Source organism: Brevundimonas sp. (assembly GCF_030656255.1).
Taxonomy (GTDB): Bacteria; Pseudomonadota; Alphaproteobacteria; order Caulobacterales; family Caulobacteraceae; genus Brevundimonas.
Map to the genome: position 1 here is coordinate 1 of NZ_JAUSOE010000134.1, position 7,328 is coordinate 7,328.

At 67.0% G+C, this 7,328-nt stretch carries 4 protein-coding genes; 1 reads left to right on the forward strand and 3 read right to left on the reverse strand.

Going from position 1 to position 7,328, the window contains the following annotated elements:
• Positions 1-909, forward strand: a 909-nt coding sequence (locus Q7J26_RS13400; protein WP_304936904.1) for a methyl-accepting chemotaxis protein, incomplete at its 5' end; no start/stop codon positions are given.
• A gap of 87 nt (positions 910-996) precedes the next feature.
• Here Q7J26_RS13400 and lpdA read toward each other — a convergent pair.
• The 3 genes from lpdA to Q7J26_RS13415 all read right to left on the reverse strand — a co-directional run bounded on the left by lpdA (position 997) and on the right by Q7J26_RS13415 (position 6,969).
• Positions 997-2,403 carry a dihydrolipoyl dehydrogenase gene (gene lpdA / locus Q7J26_RS13405; protein WP_304936905.1) on the reverse strand — a complete coding sequence of 469 codons (1,407 nt, stop codon included), beginning with the start codon at positions 2,401-2,403 and terminating at the stop codon, positions 997-999.
• 123 nt (positions 2,404-2,526) lie between these two features.
• Entirely contained in the window at positions 2,527-4,419 is a 1,893-nt protein-coding gene (locus Q7J26_RS13410) for a PAS domain-containing protein (RefSeq protein WP_304936906.1), read from the reverse strand.
• A 204-nt stretch (positions 4,420-4,623) separates the two neighbouring features.
• Entirely contained in the window at positions 4,624-6,969 is a 2,346-nt protein-coding gene (locus Q7J26_RS13415; RefSeq protein ID WP_304936907.1) for a TonB-dependent siderophore receptor, read from the reverse strand.
• Positions 6,970-7,328: the final 359 nt, after the last annotated feature.

Sequence of the window (7,328 nt, forward strand, 5' to 3'; positions counted from 1 at the left end):
CGCGGCGATCTGAGCCACCGCATCACCGCCACCTTCGCCGAGCGCAGCCGCCAGCTGAAGGACGATTACAACGCCGCCGCCGAAACCCTGGCCTTCACCATGGCCGATATCGTCGATCTGGTCGGGGCGATGCGCGCCGGAACCGCCGAAGTGACCACGGCCACCGACGACCTGTCGCGCCGCACCGAACGCCAGGCCGCCGCCCTGGAACAGACCGCCGCCGCCCTGGACCAGATCACCGTCACCGTCCGCAAGACCGCCGAGGGCGCCCAGTCCGCCGCCGAGATCACCGCTCAGGCGCGCGGCGGGGCCGGAACGCGCGAGCGGATCATCGCCGACACCACCGCCGCCATGGGCGAGATCGAGGCGACCTCGGGCCGGATCGGCGAAATCATCGGCGTCATCGACGAGATCGCCTTCCAGACCAATCTGCTGGCCCTGAACGCGGGCGTCGAGGCGGCGCGCGCGGGCGAGGCCGGTCGCGGCTTCGCCGTGGTGGCGTCGGAAGTGCGCGCCCTGGCCCAGCGTTCGGCGGACGCCGCACGCGTGATCAAGGGCCTGATCGCCGCCTCGGGCGCCAGCGTCGGCGAAGGCGCCCGGTTGGTGTCCCAGACCGGCGGCGCCCTGAGCGCCCTGATCAATCAGGTGGCCGAGATCAACCAGTTGGCGGGCGAGATCGCCGCCTCGGCCAAGGAACAGGCCGTGGGCCTGGCCGAGATCAACGTCGCCGTGAACCAGATGGACCAGACGACCCAGCAGAACGCCGCCATGGTCGAGCAGACCACCGCCGCCAACCAGGCGCTGAGCCAGGAGGCGGAAAAACTGGCCGAACTGGTGTCGCGCTTCCGCATCGGCGAGACCGGCGCGGACAGTTATTCGCAGGACGACCGGACCGTCTGGGCCGCCTGAGCCCAAGCCGGACAAGATCAAAAAAGGCCCGCTCGGCGACTGCCGAGCGGGCCTTTTCATATCAGACGCCGGTCAGGGCGCGGCCGATCAGGCCTGCATCATCCAGCCTTCGACATCCATGGCCGCCTGGCGGACGGCTTCCGAACGGGTCGGGTGGGCGTGGCAGGTGCGGGCGATGTCTTCCGAGGCGCCGCCGAAGCTCATGGTGATGGCGGCCTCGTGGATCATTTCGCCGGCCTGCGGACCCATGATGTGAACGCCCAGCACCTTGTCGGTGGCGGCGTCGGCCAGGACCTTGGCGAAGCCGTCGGTCTCATGGTTGATCTTGGCGCGGCTGTTGGCGGTGAAGGGGAATTTGCCCTTCTTGTAGGCTACACCGGCGGCCTTCAGCTGGTCCTCGGTCTGACCAACCCAGGCCACTTCGGGGAAGGTGTAGACGACGCTGGGGACCAGGGCGTAGTCGACGTGGCCGTATTTGCCGGCGATGGTGTCGATCACGGCGACGGCGTCCTCTTCCGCCTTGTGCGCCAGCATCGGGCCGTGGGTCACGTCGCCGATCACCCAGACGCCCTCTGCGACCTTGAAGTGGTCATGGTCGATGAAGCCGCGCTTGTCCGGCGTGACGCCGACGCTCTCCAGACCCAGGCCCTCGGTGTAGGGGCGACGGCCGATGGCGACCAGGACCACGTCGCCCTTGATCGTTTCGGCCGCGCCGCCGGCCGAAGGCTCGACCGTCAGTTCGACACCGTCCTTGACCGACTTGGCGCCGGTGACCTTGGCGCCCAGTTTGAAGACCATGCCCTGTTTGGTCAGGGTGCGCTGGAAGGCGGTGGCGACCTCGGTGTCCATGCCCGGCGTGATCCGGTCCAGGAACTCGACCACAGTGACCTCGGCGCCCAGGCGGCGCCAGACCGAACCCAGCTCCAGGCCGATGATGCCGGCGCCGATGACGATCAGCTTCTTCGGCACGGCCGGCAGGGACAGGGCGCCGGTGGAATCGATCACCTTGCCGTCTTCGAAGGCGACGCCCGGCAGCGGGGTGGGCTCGGAGCCAGTGGCGATGACGATATTCTTGGCGTCCAGGGTCTGGACCGAACCGTCGGCGGCGGTCACCTCGACCTTGCCTTTACCGACGATCTTGCCGCGACCCTTGATCCAGTCGGCCTTGTTCTTCTTGAACAGGAACTCGATCCCCTTGGTCAGGGCGGTGACGCTGTCGTCCTTGGACTTGTGCATCTGGCCCAGGTTCAGCTTGGGCTGGACCTCGATGCCGATCTTGGCGAATTCGCTGTTGGCGGCGTCGAACATTTCCGAGGCGTGGAGCAGGGCCTTGGACGGCATACAGCCGACGTTCAGGCAGGTGCCCCCCAGGGTGGCGCGCATCTCGACGCAGGCGACCTTCAGGCCCAGCTGGCCGGCGCGGATCGCGGCGTTATAGCCGCCGGGCCCTCCGCCGATGATGACGACGTCGTAGGGAACGGGGGCTTCGGCCATGATATCCTCTGGTCTTCTGGCGCGTGGGGGCAGGCGGGCGGACACTAGCGCCGACCCCGCAGGGGTCAACCGCCGGGCGACATATGGGGCGCCGGAATCGACCTTTGCAGGGGGATGCGGCCGTCAGGAGGCGATTTCAGGTGCCGTTTCGTCCGTCGGGCCCGTATTTTCGCTCGCGACGGCGTCCTGATGTTCCGCATGGGGCAGGGTGACGGAAACCTCGGCCCCTTCGCCGGGCGTGCTGTCGATGGCCAGAACGCCCGAGGACTGGCGCGCGAAGGCGAAGGCCTGCGACAGGCCGAGGCCGGCGGCGTCCGGCCGGGTGGTGAAGAAGGGCTCGGCCGCACGGCGCAGGGTGTCGGCGTCCATGCCGGGGCCGGAATCGCGCACGCTCAGTCTCAGACTGTCGTCGGCCAGCACCGCCAGCCGCACCGCGACCGAACCGACGCCGTTCGACGCCTCCACCGCGTTCCGGGTCAGGGCCAGAACCGCCGCCTCGAAGGCCGCCGGATCGATCCGGGCGAAGGCCGGCTGGGCCGGGGTTTCGATCATCAGGTCGATGGACGGTCCCGCCACCAGCCGCAGCTTGGTCTCCAGTCCCGCCAGGAAGACCCGGACGTCCAGCCGCTGAAGATTCGTGCGGTCCTCGTCCTGCGAGAAGGCGCTGAGGCGGCGGGTCAGGCGTTCGCCGCGCTGACCGGCGGCCAGGGCCGCCTGGCCCAGGCGGCGGATGCGCTCGGGCTCGTCGGCATGGCGCAGCATCATGTCCAGGGCCGAGGTCATCACCGCCAGAAGCGCGTTGAAATCATGGGTCACGCCGCCGGCCAGACGGCCGACATTGGCCATGCGCCGTTCGGCCTCCAGCTCGGCGCGAACCGCCTGTTTGGCGCGCGCCGCCTCGGCGACCGTGTCCAGCAGCGCCTGATTATGGGCGGCCAGGATCTCGCCTTCACGGCGGGCGAAATCAGCCTGGGCCGCTTGAAGGGCCTCGGCGACGGGGTCGTGCGGATCCTCATGGGCGTCGTCGTCTTCCGGCGCATCGGACAGGGGGGCCGGTTCTGCGGTTTCAGAGCCGGTTTGCGCAGGGGCGATGTCGGCCAAGGGGACGCCGGCCAGCAGGATGAAGTCCGGTCGATCCGTTTCGTCGGTCAGGGGCAGCAGGGTCCAGCTTATCCCCGCGCCGTCCGCATCCACCGTCTCGATGGGCGCGGCCTCGCCGTCGTCGGCGGTCAGGGCGGCGCGCAGGGCCTGGCGGCCCTCGGCGCGACGGTCCAGCGGCAGGAACAGGTCGGCGAAGTCGGACCCCGTCACCCCCTCGCCGCGCCCCAGCATGATCAGGGCGGCGCGGTTGGCCTGGCGGATACGGCCGTCGGCATCGACCACCACCAGGGCGCTGGAGGCGGCGTCGAACACCCGGTCGGCCAGGCTGGGCCGGACGGCGGGCGGCGGCGGGGGCGGCGCCGGTTCGATGGCGGGGGTGGTCAGGACGTCGGTCTCGACGACGGCGGCGATGGAGCCGGTGATCTGACCCCGGTCGTTCTCGATCGGCATGGCCGTGACCGAGACCAGCATCTTCTTGCGGGTCGCGGCGTTCATCATCAGATGCTGGAAGCCCCGCACCGTCTGGCCGCGCAAGGCCCGGGCGCTGGGCAGCAGATCGGCGGGGATCGGCTTGCCGTCCGGGAAGGTGATGCCCCAGGTCGCGGAGTGAAAGCGCAGGCCCAGCAGTTCGGCGTCGCGACGGCCCAGCAACTGATGTGCGGCGCGATTGGCGAAGACGAACTTGCCCGTGCTGTCGGTCTCGACCATGGCCACGGGCACGGCGTTCATCGTCTCGAACAGGCGCCTGTCCGAGGATTCGGCCACCTTCTGGACGATGTCGAGCTGATCGCTGGCCGTGGCGTGACGGGCGCCGTGGGTCACGGCGAACCACAGGGCGACGGCCGCGAGCGCGTAGCCGATGACGGCCATGATGCCGAAGATCAGCGTCCAGTTGACCTCGCCTTCGAGAAACATCGGTCGATCCGTTTCAATCTGGGGCGTCCGTCGCCCCGCTTCGCCAGGATCTGCAAGGGGCGAACCAGCGGGGCGGGGGGTCTCCCATACCCTGACCTCATCACGAGGCCCGTCGTCAAGCCGCCCGGATGGGCGGCGCGCATCGCCCATGAAAAAGGGCCGGACGTCGCCGTCCGGCCCTTTCCGAAGTGTCTCGGATGACGCCTAGAAGGCCATCCGGGCGACGATCTGGAACCACGGACCGGCGCTTTCGGTCTCCAGTTCATATTCGTCGTAGTCCCGGTCGATCTGGTCCTCGATGGTGTTGAACTTGTCGAACACCTCGTCCTTGGACGAGTCGAGCAGGTTCGAACCGGTCAGGCGGACCACCACATTGGATGTGACCTGCTTCTCGATGAAGATTTCCAGGTCGCCGCCGTAGGAGGTGACCACTTCCTCGCCGACGATCCGGCTCGCGGCGTCGCCCTGTTTGCGATAGGTGGCGCCGAAGGCCGCGCCCCAGGTCGGGATGTCCTGGGTGAAGCCGACGTTGAAGACGTAGTCGGACTGGGAGTTGAAGCGGCGCTCGCCCATGAAGTCATCGACCGAACTGTCCAGCCAGGAATAGTTCAGGAAGACGCCCGTGTGCTCCATGCCGATGAAGTCCAGCGGCGTCGACAGGTCGAACTCGATACCCCAGACTTGGCCGTCGCCGACGTTTTCGGCCGTGAGGACATAGGAGACCAACTCCTCGGCCGCTTCTTCCGGCGTGGCGCCATCGTCTATGGCGGCGTCATAATCGTCCTGCGCCTGCTCGGAATAGGCGCCGGTGTTGGTCACTTCGATCAGATCGGTGATGTCGCGGTAGAAGGCGTTGATGCCGATCACGCCACGACGGCCCAGGCGACGCTCGAAACCGAGGTCCGCACCCCAGGCCTTTTCCGGTTCCAGGTCTGGATTGCCCAAGAAGTCGTTGTCGCCGTATTCGCCCGTCAAAAGGGCCGGAGAGAGGAAGTCGAACCCAGGGCGACGCACGGTGCGGGCCACGGAGGCCGTGATCCGGTCGGTCTCAGACAGCTTCCAGCGCACGCTCACGGACGGCAGCAGGATGGCGTAGTCTTGGTCGTTGACGCGGTCGGCGGCGTCCACGGTTTCATCGGTGATGGTGGTGTCGGTCGTTTCGTAGCGCAGACCGGCTTCCCACTTGGCGGGACCGTTCTCACCCGACAGCATGACATAGGGGTCGATGCGGGTTTCCTCGATCTTGCTCAGGCCGCCGTCGGTCGGTTCGAAATCGCCGAAGCTCCAGTCGGTCGCGCCATTGGTCGAGCCGTTGGCGACGTTGAAGCGCACACGGTCGGGCTCAGTGATCGAGGTGTCGCGGTCCTTCTGGTTCCACTGGACCCCGAACTCAAGCGCGAGTTCGCCGGCCAGGGCGCGCTTGTGCTCAAGTGCGCCGCTCAGTTCCTTGTCTTCGATGTCGGTCTGGGTCGCATCGGCGGTGAAGCGATCCTCGTCCGGATAGGTCGTCGCGTCGCGCAGATATTCAGACTCGTATTCGTACTCGTACTGTTCGTCCTTGATGGAGGCGTAGCCGAACTTGAACTTGGTCTCGCCGCCCAGCATCTCGCGTGCGTAACGCAGGTTCAGAGACAGGTTGTCGGTGCGGATATCGACGTCGTTGTCGTTGATCGTGCTGATGTTCGCGTCTGTCTCGACGCCATCGACGTATTCGATGGAATCCTCGTCCTGATAGCGGTCGGTGCGAACGAAGACGCCGGACAGCTCCAGGCGGCCGCCGGCGACGTCCACGTCATAGGAGCCGTTGAAGGAATAGTCGGTGCCGTCACGCGTATCGGTCTGGACTTCGGTATTATCGAGCGTGCCGTTCGGCTCATCGAAACGCTGGCTGTACTTTTCCTTGGGGTTGCGGCGGTCCTGGATGTTGCCGCCGACCAGCAGACGGCCGGGCCCGACCTGGCCGCCCCAGACGGCGCCGTAGGTTCCACCCCATTGGCCGTACTCGCTGTCTTTCCAGTTCAGCGCGCCCAGGCGCACGTAACCGCCGTCCAGCGACAGGGCGTCGCGCAGAACGATGTTGATCGCGCCGGCGACGGCGTCACCCGAACGATTGGCCGAGGACGAACGCACCACTTCGACCCGCTCGATCAGCTCGGCGGGGATGCGGTCGACGAAGAAGGAGCGATCAACGCCTGCGCCGGGCACGCGCTCGCCGTTGATCAGGATCTGGGTGTAGGCCGAATCCAGGCCGCGCATGCGCACGCCGTCCGATTCCAGCACGTCCGACAGGAAGGTCACCGAGGGCACGCGCTTCAGGGCGTCGCCGGCGGTCAGCGGCTCGAAGCGCTGGAAATAGTCGAGGTCGTAGGACAGGGTCGGCACCACGTCGTCGGTGCGATTGCGCATCGCCGGCTCGCCCGTGACGATGACCTCTTCAAGCGCGGTCACGGGCGCCTGGGTTGCGGTCGAAGTTTGAGCTTGAGCCGCGCCGGCGAACGCCAGCGAAGCCAGAGACGCGAGCGACGCGCCCGCGAGCAATTGCAGTCTCATGATGAAATTCCCCAACGTCGGGCTTTGGCCTTCGACGATTAAAGCCGCGCTTAGAGATGTGCGGCGACGCGTCCACGAAGGTTTCACGACGCCTGTCATGAGATTTTGAATCCACAGAATGACAGTTGTTCCGTTGTCAGATCGATTGCGGTCGCCATCCCCCAACCTGCGGCGTCTTCGACCTTGACCCAAAGATGAGGTTCGTGGTTTCCGGCCCCATCCTTGGGAGGAGCATCCGATGAATTCGTCGATCAAGCGCGGCGCCGCGCTGGCCGCCGCCGTCTGCCTTCTGGCCCTGACCGCCTGCGCAACCCGCGAGGTCGATTTCCAGGGCGAGGGCGAAGGCTTCGTCGGGCCGG